General features: G+C 59.8%; 19 protein-coding genes. 9 read left to right on the top strand and 10 right to left on the bottom strand.

Going from position 1 to position 16,958, the window contains the following annotated elements; all coding sequences use genetic code 11:
• Window positions 1-164: 164 nt before the first annotated feature.
• The gene (locus ACA074_RS21065) at window positions 165-653 is read left to right on the top strand and encodes a GNAT family N-acetyltransferase (RefSeq protein WP_187679331.1); all 489 of its coding nucleotides are present in this window, start codon (window positions 165-167) and stop codon (window positions 651-653) included.
• A 106-nt stretch (window positions 654-759) separates the two neighbouring features.
• Here the strand turns inward: ACA074_RS21065 and ACA074_RS21060 are convergent, their stop codons facing one another.
• Together ACA074_RS21060 and ACA074_RS21055 are read right to left on the bottom strand one after the other, a co-directional pair.
• Window positions 760-1,365, bottom strand: coding sequence for a pyridoxamine 5'-phosphate oxidase family protein (locus ACA074_RS21060; protein WP_497677735.1), 606 nt, complete (start codon window positions 1,363-1,365; stop codon window positions 760-762).
• Between the two features lie 18 nt (window positions 1,366-1,383).
• Window positions 1,384-1,869: a GNAT family N-acetyltransferase gene (locus ACA074_RS21055; protein WP_497677734.1), complete on the bottom strand. Its 486-nt coding sequence runs from the start codon at window positions 1,867-1,869 to the stop codon at window positions 1,384-1,386.
• Window positions 1,870-2,009: 140 nt separating this feature from the next.
• Between ACA074_RS21055 and ACA074_RS21050 the strand changes: the two genes are divergently transcribed.
• Genes ACA074_RS21050 through ACA074_RS21040 form a run of 3 tightly spaced genes read left to right on the top strand, consistent with a single transcriptional unit; the run spans window position 2,010 to window position 4,042 of the window.
• The gene (locus ACA074_RS21050) at window positions 2,010-2,435 is read left to right on the top strand and encodes a YybH family protein (protein WP_497677733.1); all 426 of its coding nucleotides are present in this window, start codon (window positions 2,010-2,012) and stop codon (window positions 2,433-2,435) included.
• A 40-nt stretch (window positions 2,436-2,475) separates the two neighbouring features.
• On the top strand, window positions 2,476-2,820 hold the full coding sequence (locus tag ACA074_RS21045) for a YciI family protein (RefSeq protein ID WP_497677732.1): 345 nt from the start codon (window positions 2,476-2,478) through the stop codon (window positions 2,818-2,820).
• Window positions 2,813-4,042 carry an RNA polymerase sigma factor gene (locus tag ACA074_RS21040; RefSeq protein ID WP_497677731.1) on the top strand — a complete coding sequence of 410 codons (1,230 nt, stop codon included), beginning with the start codon at window positions 2,813-2,815 and terminating at the stop codon, window positions 4,040-4,042. Before ACA074_RS21045 ends, ACA074_RS21040 begins: the two co-directional genes overlap by 8 nt.
• A gap of 149 nt (window positions 4,043-4,191) precedes the next feature.
• Here the strand turns inward: ACA074_RS21040 and ACA074_RS21035 are convergent, their stop codons facing one another.
• Window positions 4,192-4,917 carry an SDR family oxidoreductase gene (locus ACA074_RS21035; protein WP_401268018.1) on the bottom strand — a complete coding sequence of 242 codons (726 nt, stop codon included), beginning with the start codon at window positions 4,915-4,917 and terminating at the stop codon, window positions 4,192-4,194.
• A gap of 111 nt (window positions 4,918-5,028) precedes the next feature.
• Here ACA074_RS21035 and ACA074_RS21030 point away from each other — a divergent pair, with 111 nt between their 5' ends.
• Complete coding sequence (locus tag ACA074_RS21030) at window positions 5,029-5,865, top strand: LysR family transcriptional regulator (protein WP_401268021.1); 837 nt, start codon at window positions 5,029-5,031, stop codon at window positions 5,863-5,865.
• 7 nt (window positions 5,866-5,872) lie between these two features.
• Here the strand turns inward: ACA074_RS21030 and ACA074_RS21025 are convergent, their stop codons facing one another.
• Complete coding sequence (locus tag ACA074_RS21025; protein WP_497677730.1) at window positions 5,873-6,727, bottom strand: LysR family transcriptional regulator; 855 nt, start codon at window positions 6,725-6,727, stop codon at window positions 5,873-5,875.
• Window positions 6,728-6,816: 89 nt separating this feature from the next.
• Here ACA074_RS21025 and ACA074_RS21020 point away from each other — a divergent pair, with 89 nt between their 5' ends.
• Entirely contained in the window at window positions 6,817-7,254 is a 438-nt protein-coding gene (locus ACA074_RS21020) for a multidrug/biocide efflux PACE transporter (protein ID WP_401268024.1), read from the top strand.
• Between the two features lie 88 nt (window positions 7,255-7,342).
• Here ACA074_RS21020 and ACA074_RS21015 read toward each other — a convergent pair whose 3' ends face one another.
• The gene (locus ACA074_RS21015; RefSeq protein WP_497657952.1) at window positions 7,343-8,098 is read right to left on the bottom strand and encodes an SDR family NAD(P)-dependent oxidoreductase; all 756 of its coding nucleotides are present in this window, start codon (window positions 8,096-8,098) and stop codon (window positions 7,343-7,345) included.
• Between the two features lie 120 nt (window positions 8,099-8,218).
• On the opposite strand from ACA074_RS21015, the gene ACA074_RS21010 reads away from it, so the two are divergent.
• A complete protein-coding gene (locus tag ACA074_RS21010; protein WP_401268029.1) occupies window positions 8,219-9,115 on the top strand; it encodes a LysR family transcriptional regulator in 897 nt (298 codons plus the stop codon).
• Between the two features lie 126 nt (window positions 9,116-9,241).
• On the opposite strand, the gene ACA074_RS21005 is transcribed toward ACA074_RS21010, so the two are convergent.
• The 4 genes from ACA074_RS21005 to ACA074_RS20990 all read right to left on the bottom strand — a co-directional run bounded on the left by ACA074_RS21005 (window position 9,242) and on the right by ACA074_RS20990 (window position 13,939).
• On the bottom strand, window positions 9,242-9,964 hold the full coding sequence (locus ACA074_RS21005) for a TylF/MycF/NovP-related O-methyltransferase (RefSeq protein ID WP_187679319.1): 723 nt from the start codon (window positions 9,962-9,964) through the stop codon (window positions 9,242-9,244).
• The gene (locus tag ACA074_RS21000; protein ID WP_497677729.1) at window positions 9,961-10,827 is read right to left on the bottom strand and encodes a 2OG-Fe(II) oxygenase family protein; all 867 of its coding nucleotides are present in this window, start codon (window positions 10,825-10,827) and stop codon (window positions 9,961-9,963) included. The genes ACA074_RS21005 and ACA074_RS21000 overlap by 4 nt, the downstream gene beginning before the upstream one ends.
• Before the next feature lie 167 nt (window positions 10,828-10,994).
• Window positions 10,995-12,608, bottom strand: coding sequence for an inorganic phosphate transporter (locus ACA074_RS20995; RefSeq protein WP_497677728.1), 1,614 nt, complete (start codon window positions 12,606-12,608; stop codon window positions 10,995-10,997).
• 308 nt (window positions 12,609-12,916) lie between these two features.
• The gene (locus ACA074_RS20990) at window positions 12,917-13,939 is read right to left on the bottom strand and encodes a transporter (RefSeq protein WP_497677727.1); all 1,023 of its coding nucleotides are present in this window, start codon (window positions 13,937-13,939) and stop codon (window positions 12,917-12,919) included.
• Between the two features lie 275 nt (window positions 13,940-14,214).
• Here ACA074_RS20990 and ACA074_RS20985 point away from each other — a divergent pair, with 275 nt between their 5' ends.
• Window positions 14,215-15,837, top strand: coding sequence for a methyl-accepting chemotaxis protein (locus tag ACA074_RS20985; RefSeq protein ID WP_497677726.1), 1,623 nt, complete (start codon window positions 14,215-14,217; stop codon window positions 15,835-15,837).
• A 109-nt stretch (window positions 15,838-15,946) separates the two neighbouring features.
• Window positions 15,947-16,393: a hypothetical protein gene (locus tag ACA074_RS20980; protein ID WP_497677725.1), complete on the top strand. Its 447-nt coding sequence runs from the start codon at window positions 15,947-15,949 to the stop codon at window positions 16,391-16,393.
• Window positions 16,394-16,600: 207 nt separating this feature from the next.
• Here the strand turns inward: ACA074_RS20980 and ACA074_RS20975 are convergent, their stop codons facing one another.
• Complete coding sequence (locus ACA074_RS20975) at window positions 16,601-16,906, bottom strand: PepSY domain-containing protein (RefSeq protein ID WP_497615173.1); 306 nt, start codon at window positions 16,904-16,906, stop codon at window positions 16,601-16,603.
• Window positions 16,907-16,958 lie beyond the last annotated feature (52 nt).

Below are 16,958 nucleotides of genomic sequence, written 5' to 3'. Positions count from 1 at the left end.
AAGCGGTTCCCCCAAGGGTAGTCAGAGACACCCCACAGAAATAGACCCCCGCGAACCCGAAGAAAAGCGCTTATACGCAGGCTTTACGCCGCCCGCGCGGATCGATATGCACACCTTATTCCTTTATGCTTTGCGCACTTTTTTCCGCTGATTTTCGAGCTGCCATGAACACCGTCATTCGCAACGTCACCGCTGCCGACTTGGACCGCTGCTACGCCATCGAAACCGTTGCCTATGAAGGCGACGAAGCTGCCACTCGCGAGAAGATCGCCACGCGCATTGCGACCTGGCCGGAGGGTTTCATCGTTGCCGAGGTGGACGGCGAGGTCGCGGGTTTCATCAACTCGGGCGCGGCGTTTGACGTGCAGATGTCGGACGAGGCGTTCAAGGAACTGATCGGCCACGACCCGGCCGGGCCGAACGTGGTGATCATGTCAGTGGTGGTGCATCCGGACTATCAGGGCCAGGGCCTGGCCAAGCGTTTGATGGCCGAGTTCATCGAGCGTATGCGTGGGATGGATAAAGCGACGATTCACTTGATGTGCAAGGAAAAGCACATCCCGCTGTATGCCGGGTTTGGCTTTGCCTACATCAAACCGTCTGAGTCGGACCATGGCGGCATGGCGTGGCACGAGATGATTCTGACCCTGTAAACACGTCCCCCTGTAGGAGCTGCCGAAGGCTGCGATCTTTTGATTTTGGGTTTTAAGATCTAGATCAAAAGATCGCAGCCTTCGGCAGCTCCTACAGGGGATGGTGTCAGTAGAGGGTGTCTTGCACCCGCTTCGGCGCCTCGCGGTCGTAGCTGTCGGCATCGAACTGGCCGTCGTTCAAACGCTTGTGAAAGGCTCCGGCCGTGGGCAGCGCCGAGCGCGGCAAATGCGTTTCAGGGTTCCACGCATCCGAGCGCACAAACGCTTTCGAACAATGGAAATACGCCGCTTCCACTTTTACCAGCAACACGGTTTTCGCCGGTTTGCCGTTCACTGCAAAACTCTCCAGCAACGCCGGCTCAGCGCTGATCGACGCCGTGCCGTTGACCCGCAACGTCTCGCCTATCCCCGGAATGATGAACAGCAGCGACACCCGTGGATCGTGCAGCACATTGTGCAACGTATCGATGCGGTTGTTGCCCGGACGATCCGGCAGGGCCAGGGTGCGTTCGTCGATGATCCGCACAAACCCCGGCGCATCACCGCGTGGCGAATTGTCGAGGCCATCAGCGCCCACCGAGCTGACAATCACCAACGGCGACACGCGCACCATCGCCTGATAGTCCTCGTTGAGAAAGGTGATCTGCTTGCGCACCGCACGCTCGTGGGGCAATCCGTAAATAGCTTCCAGTGCTTCAATTGAGTCGATCATCGTGCTTCCCTCGATGACTTAGAAAAACAGGCCCATGCGCCGCTCGTAGCCGATTCGGCCCTTGTAGGCTTCGCCGCTGTCGACGTAGCCATGTTTGGCGTACAGGGCGATGGCGGCGTCATTGTCGGCGTCCACCGACAATTCCAGACCTTTGATTTCCGGCCATGCCTGGCGTGCAACATTCGGCAGCGCTTGCAGACACGCCTTGCCGTAACCCTTGCCCTGCGCCCGGCGATCCACCTGCAACGCATGCAACGTGGCGCTGTGTTCATCGGCCCAGGCCGGTAACACCGGCGGGCGCTTGAGCAGCAGGAACGCCACTGGCATTTCATCCGCCAGCAGCGCAAAACCCTTCACGCCGGGGCCGGGTTTCGACAGCAAGGTGTGCAACGCGCCATGAATGTCGCCGGAAAACTTGATCTGCTCGGGATGGATTTCAATCGCCTCGACTTGCTGACGCTGCAATGCGTTCAGGCTGTCGTACGGCACGAGTTGGGCTGACACGGGAATTTCCTTTTTCCTACAAAGTTGAGTCCGGATTCTAGCGACTTTGCTTCCTGCGGAAATTTTTTGTTTCGTCTGTCGATCTGCCGACTGGCCGAACGACTAAAGGTGTCTTCACAACAACAATCACGGAGAACACCATGAGCGCACAGACTGAAATCCAGACCCTGATCGACACCTATCGACAGGCCGTCATGGCCAAGGACGTGGAGAAAGTCATGGCGTTGTACGCCGACGACATCGTCTCGTTCGATGCAATCAAGGCCCTGCAATTCAAGGGCAAACCGGCCTACCGCGCGCACTGGGTGGAATGCATGGAAATGTGCCCCGGCCCGCACATCTTCGAGTTCCACGAGATCGCCATCGAGAGCGCCGACAACATTGCCTTCGCCCATTGGGTGGCCAATTGCGGCGGCACCAACGAGAAGGGCGAAACCCAGAGCTGCTGGATGCGCGTCACCGCGTGCTATCGGCAGGTCGGCGGGGCGTGGCGCATTGTCCACGAGCACTGGTCGGCACCGTTCGATCCGATGAGCGGCGCGACGCTGTTCGATGTGCAGCCCTGATCTTCAGCCATAGTTGATCCGTTCGTTTCAGGAGAACGCCATGAAATATCTCTGCCTGGTCTACAGCGATGAGCGCTTGCTGCATTCGTCGCCCGATAGCCCCGAAGACGCTGAATGCTGGGCCTACGCCGAGTCGATCCAGGGCAGCGGGCGGATGGTCGCGGCCGAAGCGCTGGAGTCGGTGCAGACCGCCACCACAGTGCGGATGCGCCACGGCAAACTGTCGATCACCGATGGCCCGTTCGCTGAAACCAAGGAGCAACTGGCCGGCTTCTACCTGATCGATGCCAAGGATCTCAACGAGGCGATTCAGGTCGCCGGCAACATCCCGGCGGCCCGGGTTGGCAGCGTTGAAGTGCGCCCCGTGCGCCAGTTGAATGTCTGAAGTCCGGGCGCGGGTCGAGCAGGTCTATCGCGAAGACTCGCGGCGGATTCTGGCGACGCTGATTCGCCTGCTCGGTGATTTCGATCTCGCCGAAGAGGCCTTGCACGAGGCATTTTTCGTCGCGGTCGAACGCTGGCAGCGCGACGGCGTGCCGGGCAATCCGCGCACCTGGCTGGTGTCCACCGGGCGTTTCAAGGCCATTGATGTGTTGCGTCGTCGTGCACGGTTCAAGGCCTCGCAGCCGTTGTTGTTGGCGCAGCTGGAAGAGCTGGAGCAGGCCGACTGGAGTGACGAAGACGTGGAAGACGATCGCCTGCGGCTGATCTTCACCTGCTGTCACCCGGCGCTGGCGGCAGATGCGCAGGTGCCGCTGACCTTGCGCGAAGTCTGCGACCTGACCACCGAAGAAATCGCCCGCGCCTTTCTCTCGGCGCCGGCGGCGATTGCCCAGCGCATCGTACGGGCGAAAGCCAAGATCCGTGACGCGAAAATCCCTTATCAAGTGCCGAGCCTGAGCGAACTGCCCGAACGCCTGGACAGTGTGTTGCGGGTGATTTATCTGGTGTTCAACGAGGGCTATTCGGCGTCGATGGGCACTGAGTTAACGCGGGAAGATCTGACCCGTGAAGCAATCCGGCTAGGGCGGTTGTTGATGGAGTTGCTGCCGGAGCCGGAGGTGATGGGGCTGTTGGCGCTGATGCTGCTGCACGAGTCGCGGCGACCGGCGCGCACCTCGCCGACAGGGGAGCTGGTGCTGCTGGATGATCAGGATCGCTTGCAGTGGGATGCCGGTTTGATTGCTGAAGGTTGTGCGCTGGTAGAAAGGGCGCTGACCACGCGGCGGTTCGGGCCGTACTGTCTGCAAGCGGCGATTGCGGCGGTGCATGCCGAAGCGCCGACCGCCGATGACACCGATTGGGAGCAAATCGTTGGGCTGTATGACGTGCTGTCGCGGGCGGTGCCGTCGCCGGTGATCGAGTTGAACCGGGCAGTGGCGGTGGCCAAGCGTGACGGGGCGTTGGCCGGGTTGACGTTGATCGAGGGGATATTGGCGCGAGGGGAGTTGCAGGATTACCACCTGGCGCATTCGGCGCGGGCGGAGTTTTGTCGGCAGTTGGGCCGGGTTGAGGAGGCGCGGGCGAGTTATTTGCGGGCGCTGGAGTTGACGCGGCAGGAGCCGGAGCGGCGGTTTATCGAGGGGCGGTTGAGCGAACTCGATTGATCTGAAATCTTCAATGGCAGCGCCGGCCTCATCGCTAGCAGGCTAGCTCCCACAGGGTTCGGGGTTGAACACTGCATTTGTGACCGACATCAATCACTGTGGGAGCTAGCCTGCTAGCGATTAAGGTCCGAAGGACCTTCGGCGTTTTGTCAGGCCTGCTGGCGGGTCGCAGCCATAACGATTTCGCGGATGCAAACGTTCTGCGGCTGCTCATACGCATAAGCAATCGCCGTCGCCACATCCTCGGCACTCAACACCGTCCCGCCCATTTCCTGCTTCCAGGCCTGATACCCGGTCTTGATCGCCTCATCCGTGGTGTGGCTCAACAACTCGGTCTCCACCGCCCCCGGCGCAATCGTGGTCACGCGCACGTTATGCGGCGCCAACTCTTCACGCAGGTTTTCCGACAGGCCATGCACGGCAAACTTGGTGCCGACATATGCCACGTGATTCGGGAAGGTCTTGCGCCCAGCCACTGAGCTGACGTTGATGATCGTCCCGTGTTTACGCTCGACCATCCCGGCCACCACCGCGTGCACACCGTTGAGCAAACCCTTCACATTGACGTCGAGCATCTGGTCCCACTGCGCCGGATCCTGCTCTGTCATCGCGCCCAGCAGCATCACCCCGGCGTTGTTGATTAGCGCATCGGCCGGCCCGAATTGGGCCTCGGCTTCTGCCACCGCTGCGAGCAAAGCGGCGCGATCGGTGATGTCGACTTTACGGCTGAGGGTGTTCGGCAGCTCCAGCGCTTCAAGACGCTCAACCCGCCGCGCCAGCAACAGCAGCGGATGGCCGGCAGCACTCAAGCGGCGGGCGGTGGCTTCGCCGATGCCCGAACTGGCCCCGGTGATGATGATCAATGGCTTGCTCATGGCTGCACTCCTGAAATAAGAATTTCAAATGACTAAAGAATGGGCGCAGTATATTTAGCCCTGCCGAGGCTGAAAAATGCCTTATTCCTCTGTCTGTCATCGGAATTGCCTATGGATATCCGCCATCTCAAAGCCTTTCTCGCGGTGTTTGAGGAGCGCAACATCACTGCAGCCGCGCAGCGACTGTTCATCAGTCAGCCGACGCTGTCGGTGACCATCAAGCAGCTTGAAGAAGAACTCGGCGCGCCGCTGTTTGTGCGCCAGCCACGCGGGGTCGAGGTCAGCGATGAGGCGCGGTTGTTGTACCCGCAAGCGCGGCGCATGGTGGCGGAAGCCGAGGCCTTGAGCCGGATGTTTCGCGGTGGCGAAAACCGCCTGCCGTTGACCCTGGGTATCGAGGGCGATATTGCCGCCAGCCATATCGAAGCGTTCGTGCGCATGGCCCATCTGGCATTGCCGAATCTGTTGTTGACGCTGGAGGAAGGTTGCAGCGGTGAGGGTCGTTTGGCGGTCGAGGAGATGTGCTGCGAAGACGAGTTGTTCCTGCCGCTGTGGGAAGAACCCTATGTGATGGCGCTACCGCTGGATCATCCGATGGCGGCCGCACAGGCCGGTTGGGCGCCGATTGAAGACTGGATCACTTGCCCGCAGCATCCGTCGCATCAGCGTTTGATGGCGCTGTACGGGCGCTCGCCAGACGCGGTGGCGGGGCATGCCGGCTCGTTGCAGCAGGCGTTGCATATGGTCGCGGCGGGTGTCGGCGTGGCGATGTTGCCGCAGTCACTGGTGAACGGACATGGACGGGTGGTGGTGCGCGCGTTGCATCTGCCGGCGCCGACGCGGCGGGTGGGGTTGTGTTATGCGGCGCAGGCGCTGGAGTTGCCGGCGATGCGTGGGTTGCATGAGTATTTTCAGGTGAATCGGCCGGCGGATATTGCTGCCGCCTGATCGGCCGCTATTCCAGCATCTTGCTCAACAGCCAACTCCCCGCCGGCCCCGGCGGATACAGCCGCGACCATAGGGCATCGACAAACACCGGTTTCGGCCAGCCGCGCACGTTCAATTCCACTAGCGTGCCATTGCCGAAACGTCCCACTAGCCAGCGCGGCAGTGGCGCCCAGCCGAAGCCCATTTCGGCCATTTCCATCAACATCAGATAACTCGGTGCCGACCACACGCGGCCCTTGGCGCGACTCTCGTAGGGATTGATGATCGTTGCCAGGCGCAGCTCTCGATGCTGTTCGAGGATGGCTTGATCGACATTTTTCAGCGTCGCCAGCGGATGTTCGCGGCTGACGAACAAGGCGATATCCGTGCGCTCGGCGACGGTCGAGGTCACCAGATCCGGTGGGTAGGTGTCCCGCATCTCGGCAAAGGCCAGATGCGCTCGACCGCGTTGCACCAGTTCGATCAAGTCATCGCATTCGGCGATCAGGCATTCCAGCTCCAGATCCGGATAACGCTGCTCGAAGCCCATCAACGCCGCTTCGAAACGCGCCGATTGGTAGGTGTCGGAAATCGCCACGGTCAGCTTTGGTTCGACACCTTGGGACAATTGTCGTGCGGTCATTTCCAGACGGCTGTTGGCTGCCAGAATCGCCTCGGCCCGTTGCAGCATCACGTGGCCAGCGGGGGTGAGGGTCGGTTTGCGGCTGCTGCGATCAAACAGGATCAGATCCAGATCAATCTCCAGACTCGCCACCGCCGCGCTGATGGTCGACTGACTGCGCCCGAGTTTGCGCGCCGCCGCCGAAAACGAACCCTGGGTTGCCGCCTGGACAAACGCCAACAGCACTTCTTGCGAAGCCATGAACTATCGCCTTGATCGATGGTTATTGGTTATGAAGTATCGGTGCGGGGGTGGATCATGGCAACCATCTTCACTCAAGGAGTCAGGCCATGACTGCCCCTAAATCCATCACTGAACGTATTTTCCAGGCCATCGGTTTCGAACTGCTGGCGATCCTGATTTGCACACCATTGCTGGCGTGGATCATGCAAAAACCGCTGCTCGACATGGGCGCGGTGACGGTACTGATCGCGATGCTGGCGCTGGGCTGGAACGTGGTGTTCAACCGTTTCTTCGACCGCATGCTGGCGCGCATGAACGTCGCGCACAACGCCTGGGTGCGGGTGGTGCATGCGTTGCTGTTCGAGGGTGGCTTGATCGTGATGGGTGTGCCGCTGATTGCCTGGTGGTTGTCGGTCAGTCTGTGGCAAGCGTTGTTGCTCGACATCGGCGTGTTGCTGTTCTTTCTGCCCTACACCTACGTGTATCACTGGGGCTATGACGTAATGCGCGAGCGCTTCCTGACCCGCCGTGTCTGTGAGGGATAACACAAAAACTGTGGCAAATAAAAACCTGTGGTGAGGGGATAAATCCCCTCACCACAATGGCTATTTCCAAAAAAGTTTTTAGTGAGGTTTAGAGAAACATCCCGCCCGACGCCTCAACCCGCTGCCCATTGATCCACTGCGCACCCGGCGACAGCAGCAGTGCCAGCGCTCCGCCAATATCGTCCGGCTGCCCCGCGCGACCCAGCGCCGTATTGCTGGCAACCATCGCATTCACCGCCGGGTTGTCGCGCACAGTGCCGCCGCCAAAGTCGGTTTCAATCGCACCCGGCGCCAGCGTATTTACGGTGATCTGCCGTGAGCCCAGTTCCTTGGCCTGATAGCGGGTCAGTACTTCAATCGCGCCTTTCATCGCCGCATAAGCACTGGCGCCCGGGATGGTGAAGCGAGCAAGCCCGCTGGAGATGTTGATGATCCGCCCGCCATCGTTAATCAGTGGCAGCAGTTGCTGAGTCAGGAAGAACGGCCCTTTGAAATGCACGTTCATCAGCAGGTCGAATTGCTCCACGGTCGTTTCGGCGAAACCGACATGCAAACCGACCCCGGCATTGTTGATCAGGAAATCAAATCGCTGCCGATCAAAGTGCTGCAACGCCTGCTCGACCCGCGCGGCGAAGTCGGCAAAGGCTTCGCTGCGGCCGACATCCAGTTGCAGCATCACGGCTTTGCCGCCGAGTGCTTCGATTTCGCTTACCAGCGCCTGAGCTTCATCGGCGCGGCTGTTGTAGGTGCCGATGACGTCGATGCCGAGGGCTGCGAGGTGCAGGGCGGCGTTTTTGCCCAGGCCTCGACTGGCGCCGGTGATCAATGCAATTTTGCGGTTCATGGGACTTCCTCGGTTGCGGTGAGTGGTGATGGATCAAAGTTTATTTATCCGCCGCCAGGTGATAAACAGACTTAAATCGGAATCACTGTTCGGATGATTCGAACAATCAGAGAGTGGCCCATGAACAAACTGGAACTGCTGCGCACCTTCGTCCGGGTCAGCGAGTTATCAAGTTTCACCCTCGCCGGAGAAAACCTCGGCCTGCCACGTTCAACGGTGTCCGAACATGTGCAGGCGCTGGAAGCCCTGCTCGGTACGCGTCTGTTGCAACGCACCACACGCAAGGTGCAAGCGACGCAGGACGGCCTGGTTTTGTATGAGCGCAGCAAGGATCTGCTCTCGCACATGGACGAGATCGAAGGCTTGTTCCGTCAGGACGAAGCCTCGCTGACCGGGCGGATTCGCGTCGACATGCCGAACATTCTCGCGCGGCGCGTGGTGATGCCACGGCTGCCGCAGTTCATGGATCGCCACCCGAACCTGGAGCTGGAAATCAGCAGCACTGACCGCCGCGTCGATCTGCTCAGCGAAGGTTTTGATTGCGTGCTGCGCGTCGGCGCACAACCGGATCAGTCGGTGGTGGCGCGGCACCTGTGCGACGTCAGCATGATCAACTGCGCCAGCCCTGCTTACCTTGAACGCTATGGCGTGCCACAGACCCTGGAAGATCTGGCACAGCATCGACTGGTGCATTACGTCGGCGTGCTCGGTTCGCGTTCGGAAGGGTTTGTGTATGAGGAGGAGGGGCAGATACGGCGCGTGCCAATGGCCGGCAGTGTCACGGTCAACAGCACCGATGCTTATGAATCGGCGTGTCTGGGCGGCTTCGGGATTGTGCAGGTGCCCAATACCGGCCTGCGCTCGCATCTGCAAACCGGCGAACTGGTGGCGGTGCTGCCGCAATACAACGCGCCGGCAATGGGCGTTTCGCTGTTGTACGCGCGGCAGCGGCATTTGCCGTTGCGGGTGCGGGCGTTTATGGATTGGTTGGGGGAGGTGATCCGTTCCACTCTCTAGCCCACTACACCATCAAAATGCAGGAGTAAGGCTGCTCGCGATAGCGGTTCATCAGTCTAGATCTGCACCGACTGACGCTGCTTCATCGCAAGCAGGCTCGCTCCCACACGTTTGCTCACGGCATGATCAAACGTGGAAGTAACCCACGCACGAATCAAACGGCAGGCGCTTGAGTTCGATTTTGTTCAGGTCCAGCACTTCACGCAGCGCTTTGGTTTCACCCGGGAAGTTGCGATAAGCCACTTCGTCCAGTACCACGATCGCGCCTTTAGGCATGTATGGCAGGAAAGTTTCCAGCGCGACCTTGGTCGACTCGTACAGGTCAGTGTCGAGAATCAACATGGCCACGACCAGGTCCGGACGCGTCTTGACCCACTCCGGCACGGTCTTGACGATGTCGCCCTTGACCAGTTCGCAACGCGGAATACGGTTGACCGGACGCAGCAAGTCATTGGCGTCGATCATGTCCTGGATCAGCGACTGGTCGGTATCGGCGAACATGGTTTCGTTGACGTCGGCCGGATCGTCGGTCTTGCTGATGCTCTGGAAGCCTTCGAAGGTATCGAAACCCACGATCGAACGGTTGATCGCGTAGGGCTCCAGAATCATCGACAGGTGCATGTAGAGCATCAGCGAGTTGCCCTTGTACACGCCGCACTCGATGATCGCGCCCGGAATCTCTGCGACTTTCTTGAACAGCTCCATGCGCGACAGGGCAGCGGTCACACCGATGCGGTTGGCGAATACAAACGGTGCGTCCGCCACGTACTCGGCATCCACGCGCTTGAGGACATTGGCGCGGGTTTCGTTGTACTGAGCCTCGGCTGGGGTGATGCGACGCTTGGTCATTGCTGGATTCCTTGGAAATTCGAAAAATCGTGGGCGTGGAAATAATCTTTGAAACCGGCACCGACATCCGGACAGGCGCTGTCGACATTGATCGCGCCGCGCTGATGTTTGAGGTCATCCAGGTGCATCAGGCGGAAATCCACGCTGAAGCGGGTTTGCTGAGTGTGATTGGCCACGGTGCCGTGCAGGTGTGAGCCGGAGAAAATCAGCATTTCGCCGGTATTGCCGGCGATACGCAGTTCGGACGCGGTATTGATCTCTTCCTGCGGCAGCGGATGCACGCGGACTTCGTCCTTGAGGTTGTCCTTGGCCTTGTGCCGCTGGTTGCTGATCCAGTCCGACAGGCTCCACTGACTGGAGGTGTTTTTCACCGGCACATCGAAGTAGCCGGTGTTGATCATCATCGTTTGATCCGGGGAAATGGTGTGCACCGGCATCCAAGTGTTGATCTGGCAATCGACGCTGCCATACCAGGTGTCGCGATGCGGCTTGTAGGCGTAGCTGACCCCGGCGTGCAGGTAGTCGTAATTGGGTACGACGCGGATGCGCGGCACGTCGAAGATGTATTCACGCGGATCGGCGCCGATCTCTTCGATAAAACTCAAAATCAGTTCTTTGACGCGCAGGCTGTTGGTGAACTGGCCCTTGAGGCGAGTCACCAGCACGACGAACTCTTCCACCGGCATCAGCGTGTGCAGCGCCTGGTGTTGGGTTTCACCGTTGAATGCAGCCGTGATGCTCTCTTGAGCAAAGGCACACAGTTGGTGGGCAGCGCGCAGTTGCGTGTTCAGAAAGATATCGCCGGCGTAGATGGCTTCCTTGAAGTCAGCTCGTTGTTGAAGCTGATTGATGTACAAATTCACTGTTGCCCTCCTGGAGACGTCGAGTGACTTAATAGTCGGCACCCGACCGACAAACTGAAGCGTTTTTTGACCACTGGCGCTTTGCGGCGAGGCTGGCAAGTTTCAAACCGACAAAAAAAATCCCGGTGTGCGAGGGGCCAGCCGGGATCTTTCGAGCGAATGTGAGCTTAGAACAATTGGGTAAACAACCAGTACAGGCTGCCCGACAACAAAATCGCCGCCGGCAACGTCAGCACCCACGCCATCAACAAATTGCGGATGGTCTTCATCTGTAATCCGCCGCCATTGGCAACCATGGTCCCGGCCACGCCCGAAGACAACACATGCGTCGTCGACACCGGCAAACCGAACATGTCGGCTGCGCCAATGGTCAGCATTGCCACGGTTTCCGCCGACGCGCCTTGTGCGTAAGTCAGGTGGGTCTTGCCGATTTTCTCGCCGACCGTCACCACAATCCGCTTCCAGCCAACCATGGTGCCTAGCCCGAGCGCGATGGCCACGGCGATCTTCACCCACAGCGGAATAAATCGCGTCGCGTTGTCGATCTGTTGCTTGAACAATTGCAGCTTGCTGCTGGTGTCGGCGTCGAAGTTGCCGACCTTGTTCTTGTCCATCAGGCGAATGGTTTCGCTGGCCAGGTACATGTCGTTACGCACGTTGCCCATGGCTTCGGCCGGGACTTTCGCCAGCGAGCCGTAGCCTTTGACTTCTTCACCGATGTGCCCGGTGAGGGCGGCGAGGGCGGGGACCAATTGCGGCGAGGCTTCCTTGCTGCGCATGTAATCCGAGAGGATTGGGCGCGGATCGGCCGGCGCCGGCAGCGGTGAACTTTTGACCAGCGCTTGCTGGGTGACTTGCGCCACGGCGGCGAACTGCAGTGATTGTTCTTCCGGCATGGTGCGATTCAAGGCGTAGGCCATCGGCAAGGTGCCGACCAGAATCAGCATGATCAGGCCCATGCCTTTCTGCCCGTCGTTGGAGCCGTGGGCGAACGATACGCCGGTGCAGGTCAGGATCAGCAAACCGCGAATCCACCACGGTGGCGGGGTGTTGCCTTCAGGCGCCTTGTACAGCGAACGGTTCTTTACGAAGGCGCGCAGCGCCAGCAGCAACAACGCCGCAAAACCGAAACCCACCAGCGGCGACAGCAGCAATGCGTAACCGATCTTCGTTGCCTGCGCCCAGTCCACGCCAGAGGTGCCGTCGCGCCCGTGCATCAGCGCATTGGCCACGCCGACGCCGATGATCGAGCCGATCAACGTGTGCGACGACGAGGCCGGCAAGCCCAGACACCAGGTGCCGAGGTTCCACAGGATCGCCGCAATCAGCAGTGCGAAGATCATCGCGAACCCGGCGGACGAGCCGACCTGCAGGATCAGCTCCACCGGCAGCAACGCGATGATGCCGAACGCCACCGCGCCACTGGACAGCAGCACACCGAGGAAATTGAAGAACCCCGACCAGACCACCGCCACATTCGGCGGCAGCGAGTGGGTGTAGATCACTGTGGCCACGGCGTTGGCGGTGTCGTGGAAACCGTTGACGAACTCAAAGCCGAGCGCAATCAGCAGTGCCACGCCGAGCAGCAGGAACGGCGTCCACGTGGTGACCACGGTGCCGAGTTCGTGCATGTCGTGCATCAGGCTATAGGCCGTGAACAGCATCCCCATGGCCAGCACTGCGAAAAAGATCACGTAGGTGAACGGGCCGGTTTTCTTGTCGAGGGCGGGCCTGCCGCTGGGGGCAGACGTTTGGCGGGCGGTCAGGGAGGGAGTAGCCATGAGCGGACAATCCTGAGCGAGGGAAGGAGTGTCGCCCATGATCGTTGCAGAATGTTACAGAGAGACTGCTTCAGGTCAGTGTTTAGTCTGTCAGCCGATTGATCACGACAACTGATGAAGTTCCCGGTGGCGAGGGGATTTATCCCCGATCGGCTGCGCAGCAGTCGTAAATACGGTGACCACTGTTTAACTGATAAACCAAGGTGTCGGGTTTTGGGGCTGCTTCGCAACCCATCGGGGATAAATCCCCTCACCACAAAAGCTGATGTCGCCCTGTAGAAGTTGCCGCAGGCTGCGATCTTTTGCTCTTAATAATCCCCGCGTTTGCGAAACGCCCAGCGCCCGGCAATCACGGTAAACGTCGCCACCAGCGCGACCAATATCCAGAACCCCTCCGGATCTTGCGACAACGGCACGCCCCCCACATTCATCCCGAAGAAACCGGCAATGATATTGATCGGCAGCGCCAGCACCGTCACCACGGTCAGGGTGAACAGCGTGCGGTTGCTCTGTTCGTTGAGGTTGGCGGCGATTTCTTCCTGAAGCAGTTTGATCCGCTCGCCGAGGGCAGTGAGGTCGTTGATGATCAGCGCAAATTCCTCGGTGGATTTGCGCAACTCCTTGACGTCCTCCTTCTGCAACCACGGCGGCGGGCGATTGAGCAGACGCAGTAACGAACCCGGCTCCAGCGCCAACAGCCGCTGCAAACGCACCAGCACCCGTCGGTGGGCGCCGAGTTCGGCACGGTTGGTCGACAGCCGCGATGAGAGCAATTCGTCCTCGATCTGATCGACGCTGAGGCTGGTCTTGCGCACGATCTGCGTCAGCACTTCGCCCTGATCGCGCAGCAGGTGCACGAGCAATTCCGAAGGCGAGCGAAAGCGCTCACCGGCCTTCACCGACGAACGCAATTTATCCACCGAATGCAGCGGTTGCAGGCGCGCACTGACGATCAGTTTGCTGCGCACGCACACCCACAGCGTCGACACATCAGAAGAGACCATGCTGCTGAGGTTGAACACCACGTCGTTGACCACCGCCAGCAATGCCGAGTCGACATGTTCGATGCGCGTCGAACGCGAGCCTTCGTGCAGCGCCTCAAAAAACTCGTCGGGCAATTGCAGATGGCTTTTCATCCAGCGCTCGCACGCCGCGTGCGCCAGGTTCAGGTGCAGCCAGAGGAATGCGCCGCTGTCGCTGTCGTCCTGCAGGCAGCGCAGTGCCGTCGCCGAATCGACCTCGCGGCCACGCTCACCGGGCAGAAAACGAAAGCCGTAGAGCAAGCCAAACAGGTCAGGATCGCGATGACTGATATCGAGGCTGTGGTTCATGAAGGCTCGCTGCGAGGTTGGCGTGAGACAGGGAATTCACAGATTCACCTGAACCGCATCATCGCAATGTCACATGACGTTTGTGTGACGGCAAAATGACGTCAAATCAGCGACTTACCGGCGGTCGGATTTTTCTCAAGAAGCGCTCTGGAACGCCGATCACAGGTGCATTAGGTTGCGCGCCATTGGCCATGGGCCAAGGTTCGCTGACAGGGAAGTCCGCACCATTTCACGCTCGTTTCGGGCGTGCCTCATCCCTGTCTTGAGTACCTGCGATGCTGCAAAAATCCCTGAGAGCGCAAATTCTCGCCCTGCTGAGTGGCAGCCTGTTGGCGATGCTGTTGATCGCGCTGGCCTGTTTCCATTTCCTGTCCAACGGCGTGCAAAGCTACAGCCAGTTGATCGCAGGCCCCTTGCACACTTCGCAACTGATCGACGAAGCCAACCTGCAATTCAAGGTGCAGGTGCAGGAATGGAAAAACGTCCTGCTGCGCGGCAAGCAACCGGCAGACCTGGCCAAGTACTGGGGCCAGTTCGAAGACCGTCAGCGCGATGTGCAGAACATCCTCGGCGAATTGGCGAGCCAGAAAGGTATCGAGCCAAGTCTGAAAAACCGTATCGATCGTTTGCGCGACGAGCACCGTCAGTTGGGCGCTGCTTACCAGAAGGGTCGCGACGCCTATGTAGCGGCGGGCGGCGATCCAACGGCGGGAGACGTCGCTGTCAAAGGCGTCGACCGCGCGACCAGCGAGCAGATGAGCGAACTGGTGACCGAGTTGCGCAAACAGGGCACCGAGCAGTCGGCGCTGATCAGTGCCGAGGCTGATCGCACGGTATTGCTAGGCACCCTGGTGATGCTTGCTTCAAGTTTGTTGATTGGTCTGCTCAGCTTGTGGCTGGTCAACCGCAATCTGGTCGATCCGATCCGTAAGCTGATTGATTACGTGACCCAGTTGAGCCGAGGCAAATTGGCTGAGCGCGTCTCCAGCGACCGTCAGGATGAATTGGGCAACCTCGCCGCTGCCGCCAATACGCTGCGCGATTTCCTCGCTGAAACCTTCACCCGTTTGCAGCGCAGTGCCAGTGACCTGGACAGCGCCAGCGGCGAGTTGAACGCCATCGCCACCACCATGGCCGGCGGCACCAACGAGCAATTCAACCGCACCGATCAAGTGGCCACGGCAATGAACGAAATGTCTGCCACCGCCCAGGAAGTGGCGCGTCACGCCGCCGATGCGGCGCGCGCTGCCGACGATGCCGACCAGTCCGCCCAGCAGGGTGAAAAGGTCATGCAAAGCACTATTCACACCATCACGCAGATGCGCGGCGAAATCGCCAACACCGCCACGGTGATCCGTCGTCTGGAAGCCGACAGCGGCCGTATCGGCAAGGTGCTGGAAGTGATTCGCGGCATTGCCGAGCAGACCAACCTGCTGGCGTTGAACGCCGCCATTGAAGCGGCGCGGGCCGGTGAGGCCGGGCGTGGTTTTGCTGTGGTCGCCGACGAAGTGCGCAACCTGGCGCAGCGTACGGCGGAGTCGATCATCGAGATCAACCAGATCATCCAGAGCGTGCAGACCGGCGCGGTGGACGCCGCGCAAGCCATCGATAGCGGCCAGACCCGCAGCGATGAAAGCGTCGAGCAGGTCACCCAGGCCGGCGCGATGCTGGAGCGCATCACCCACGCGGTGGAAGCGATTCGCGACATGAACCGCCAGATCGCCACCGCCGCCGAAGAGCAGACGTCGGTAGCCGAGGACATCTCACGCAATCTGACCGAGATCACCTCCATCGCCAGCACCAACCTCGAGAGCGTCCAGCGCACCGAAAGTGCCAGCCAGAACCTGCATGGGCTGTCGGGGCAACTGAACGAAGTCACCGCGTGCCTGAGCGCCTGAGCCGTTGACTGTGTACCGGTTCGGATACCGAGTCGGTACACAGTCGATCTCAATTCAATGCGGCCATGGTCGATGACCGGTTATCCATAACCGGCATTGGAGCATTCCCATGGTCAGCATCACCTCTGTTTCGATCAACCAGACCCTCACCACAGCGACCAGCAAAACGTCGATCAAAGACGTCAGCGAAGACACCTCGACCAGCGCAACGACGAGCAGCGGTGTAGCGGCCGATACCAGCAAAGTCGCTGCGGGCGGCGGCGCGGCGCCGGCGGGCGACAGCAGTTCCAGCAGCAGTGAAGAATCGGACTCGGTGAAAGAGCTGCGCAAGCAGATTGCCGAGTTGCAAAAGCAATTGCAGGAACAGCAACAGGCGCTGCAAGCGGCGCAGGCGAAGCAGGAAAGTGCTGAGGCGAAGGCTGCGGATGTTGCGGCGGCACAGGCGCAAATCTCCAGCACCTCAGCCTCGCTGCAAACCGCCACGGCGGCGCTGTTGCAGGCGTTGCAGGATTCCGACAGCAGCACCTCCGGCTCACTGGTCAGTACCTCGGCCTGATCGTCACCGCACTTCCTGTGTGGGGGCAGGCTTTAGCGTCGTTCACCCGATCCTGTAGGAGCTGCGGCACGCTGCGATCTTTTGATTTTGTTTTTAAAGATCAAAAGATCGCAGCCTCGTTTCACTCGACAGCTCCTACAGGGGGTTATGTCGCGCACAAAAAAGCCGCGCGATCATTAGATCGCGCGGCTTTGGGTACGCGGTGTATCAGGTGTCTTGCTTGTTGCTCAGCACCTTGCCGGTGGTGGCGTCGAAGTCCACGTCGAACTCTTTGCCATCAGCGGTTTTCAGCTCAACTTCATACTCATAACCGTTGAAGTGGTTATCCAGATCGGTGTCGGTGATCGTCGCACCCGGGTGCAGCTTCAGGGCTTCGGCGTTCATCGACTCCAGCGACTTGATCTTGCCTTCCTTCTCTAGTTGCGGGATCTGGTCGATGCGAACATCAGCCTGGGCCAGGCCAGCAGTCAGCGTCAGGGCAGCGGCGGTAAACAGGGCAGTCAAAGTTTTCATCGGTTCGTTCCTTGGGTTGCTTAAGTGCGTGTTCTGTTGAAGTGGGTTCAGA

The organism is Pseudomonas sp. LBUM1655 (assembly GCF_059716085.1).
The sequence above is the reverse complement of the archived record's forward strand: the minus strand, read 5'-3'. Positions and strand labels throughout refer to the sequence as shown.

Bases quoted from the DNA above. Each gene is read 5' to 3' on its own strand.
- ACA074_RS20990 (WP_497677727.1), bottom strand. From the start codon at position 13,939: ATGAACCACAGCCTCGATATCAGTCATCGCGATCCTGACCTGTTTGGC.
- ACA074_RS20995 (WP_497677728.1), bottom strand. From the start codon at position 12,608: ATGGCTACTCCCTCCCTGACCGCCCGCCAAACGTCTGCCCCCAGCGGC.
- ACA074_RS21010 (WP_401268029.1), top strand. From the start codon at position 8,219: ATGAACAAACTGGAACTGCTGCGCACCTTCGTCCGGGTCAGCGAGTTA.
- ACA074_RS20975 (WP_497615173.1), bottom strand. From the start codon at position 16,906: ATGAAAACTTTGACTGCCCTGTTTACCGCCGCTGCCCTGACGCTGACT.
- ACA074_RS21005 (WP_187679319.1), bottom strand. From the start codon at position 9,964: ATGACCAAGCGTCGCATCACCCCAGCCGAGGCTCAGTACAACGAAACC.
- ACA074_RS21030 (WP_401268021.1), top strand. From the start codon at position 5,029: ATGGATATCCGCCATCTCAAAGCCTTTCTCGCGGTGTTTGAGGAGCGC.
- ACA074_RS21015 (WP_497657952.1), bottom strand. From the start codon at position 8,098: ATGAACCGCAAAATTGCATTGATCACCGGCGCCAGTCGAGGCCTGGGC.
- ACA074_RS20980 (WP_497677725.1), top strand. From the start codon at position 15,947: ATGGTCAGCATCACCTCTGTTTCGATCAACCAGACCCTCACCACAGCG.
- ACA074_RS21060 (WP_497677735.1), bottom strand. From the start codon at position 1,365: ATGATCGACTCAATTGAAGCACTGGAAGCTATTTACGGATTGCCCCAC.
- ACA074_RS21045 (WP_497677732.1), top strand. From the start codon at position 2,476: ATGAAATATCTCTGCCTGGTCTACAGCGATGAGCGCTTGCTGCATTCG.
- ACA074_RS21065 (WP_187679331.1), top strand. From the start codon at position 165: ATGAACACCGTCATTCGCAACGTCACCGCTGCCGACTTGGACCGCTGC.
- ACA074_RS21020 (WP_401268024.1), top strand. From the start codon at position 6,817: ATGACTGCCCCTAAATCCATCACTGAACGTATTTTCCAGGCCATCGGT.
- ACA074_RS21035 (WP_401268018.1), bottom strand. From the start codon at position 4,917: ATGAGCAAGCCATTGATCATCATCACCGGGGCCAGTTCGGGCATCGGC.
- ACA074_RS21050 (WP_497677733.1), top strand. From the start codon at position 2,010: ATGAGCGCACAGACTGAAATCCAGACCCTGATCGACACCTATCGACAG.
- ACA074_RS21040 (WP_497677731.1), top strand. From the start codon at position 2,813: ATGTCTGAAGTCCGGGCGCGGGTCGAGCAGGTCTATCGCGAAGACTCG.
- ACA074_RS21025 (WP_497677730.1), bottom strand. From the start codon at position 6,727: ATGGCTTCGCAAGAAGTGCTGTTGGCGTTTGTCCAGGCGGCAACCCAG.
- ACA074_RS20985 (WP_497677726.1), top strand. From the start codon at position 14,215: ATGCTGCAAAAATCCCTGAGAGCGCAAATTCTCGCCCTGCTGAGTGGC.